General features: G+C 64.0%; 1 protein-coding gene. It reads right to left on the bottom strand.

The features are described 5' to 3' along the window. Positions 1–392 (bottom strand): mechanosensitive ion channel family protein (locus GVL50_RS28660; protein WP_159815864.1); only part of this gene is annotated, 392 nt, incomplete at both ends.

Below are 392 nucleotides of genomic sequence, written 5' to 3'. Positions count from 1 at the left end.
CCATCGACTCCAGCTCTCGCATGATCGCGAGGTTGATGGACTGCTGCACATCCATGTAGGCGTTATAGCCCGGGTCAAGCACGATGTAGACCACCTCGTACTCGAGCGCGTTCGCACCGAAGCCCTTGAGGTGCGCGCGGTCGAAGCGCACCTTGTCGTGCGATTCGATGATGCGGCGCACCGCCTGCGACACCGCCTCGGCCTGCGGCGCGGTCGTGGCGTAGCTCAGCGTGAAGTTGAAGACGATGCGGCGCTCCTGCAGGTAGCGGTAGTTGTTGATCGTCTGCTTGAGCAGGTCGGTGTTGGACATCACGATCTGCTCGCCGCCCAGGCTGCGGATGCGCGTGGTCTTCACGCCGATCTGCTGCACCGTGCCCGCCACGCTGCCCACC

The organism is Pseudomonas sp. 18058, from assembly GCF_902706155.1.
In the GTDB taxonomy this organism is placed as follows: Bacteria; Pseudomonadota; Gammaproteobacteria; order Pseudomonadales; family Pseudomonadaceae; genus Aquipseudomonas; species Aquipseudomonas rustica.
The sequence above is the reverse complement of the archived record's forward strand: the minus strand, read 5'-3'. Positions and strand labels throughout refer to the sequence as shown.